The 1199-nt window shown below is 62.6% G+C and carries 1 protein-coding gene; it reads right to left on the bottom strand.

Annotation, left to right across the window (positions count from 1 at the left end; translation table 11 throughout):
* Positions 1 to 1146, bottom strand: a 1146-nt coding sequence (locus tag P24_RS18965; RefSeq protein WP_008946366.1) for a tetratricopeptide repeat protein, incomplete at its 3' end; no start/stop codon positions are given.
* Positions 1147 to 1199 lie beyond the last annotated feature (53 nt).

Genomic DNA, 1199 nt, shown 5'->3' with positions numbered 1-1199 from the left:
CGCAAGATCAGGGTGGTAGCTGAAATTATAGAGCCGGTGCTCCCAGAGCTCGTCTTCCCAGGGCGCCAGCGCCATTGCTTCGTCGCTCAGCGCCTTTACCTGCGTGAAGTCGGACAGCATGGCCATTACCGAGGCCAGATGCGACAGCAGCATGCCGCGTTCGCGCAGCTTCGCGTGCGGCAGCGCCTTCAGGGCATAGTCCCGCGCCTCAATCAGCCGCCGCTGCTTGAAGAGCTTGAGGCTGAACATGCGGTTGGCCAGCGGCGAATCCGGCGCAAGTTCAAGCGCCTTGAGAAACCGCATCTCGCCTTCAAAGCCATGCCCCTGTTCGATCAGGGCATGGCCCAGGCTCATCAGCGCCTCCGGGAAATTCGGGCGCAGCTCAATGGCCTTTTCCAGATGCTGCCTTGCCTCGTCATAGCGCCCCCAATCGGCAAGGATCGTCCCTAGATTGCCGTGCGCCTCGGCGGAGTTCGGGTTGATCGACAGGGCTTTCCGATAGCACTCGGTGCAGGAATCCCACTGGCCGATCTTGTGATAGAGCGAACCGAGATTGGTCCAGGCGCTGACGGCATTCGGCGCCATTTCGAGCGTGCGTTTGAACCGCTGGATCGCCCCCTCAATATCGCCCAGCGCCTTCAGGGCATTGCCCAGATTGTTGCTGGCATCCGGGTAGGCGGGTCTGATTTCCAGCGCGCGCCGGAAATGATCCGCAGCCTCCTGCGCGTCTCCCGCCTCCAGCAGGATCACGCCCAGATTATTGTGCGCATCGGCAAAATCCGGATTGATCTCTAGCGCTTCCCGATAGGCCGCGATTGCCGCCGCCCGCTTCCCCATAACCCGCAGCGTGTTGCCGCGCGTCATGCGGAAGGGCGCAGACTCCGGCCGCAGCGCGATAGCCCGCTCGATCATCTCCAGGCCGGCCTGCGCATTCCCCTTGTGGCGTTCGATCTGGCCCAGCAGATGCAGCGCATCGGGCTGCTTCTGGTCCTGCAGCAGAATTTGCCGGTACAGCGTCTCCGCCTCCGCCAGCTTTCCCTGCTGATGCAGCGCGATGGCCTGCTGGAGCAGCGGATTGGCCTTCTGCTGCGGCGCGGGCTGCGGCAGGGAGGGCTTGCGGGAGGAGGCTTTCTTCTTCTTCGACATATCGCTTCTCAGTTACCGGCCGTCACGTCCTGGCACCAATTGTTCCACATGGT

The organism is Oceanibaculum indicum P24 (assembly GCF_000299935.1).
GTDB classification, from domain to species: Bacteria; Pseudomonadota; Alphaproteobacteria; order Oceanibaculales; family Oceanibaculaceae; genus Oceanibaculum; species Oceanibaculum indicum.
This window is presented reverse-complemented; position numbering and strand designations above follow the sequence as displayed.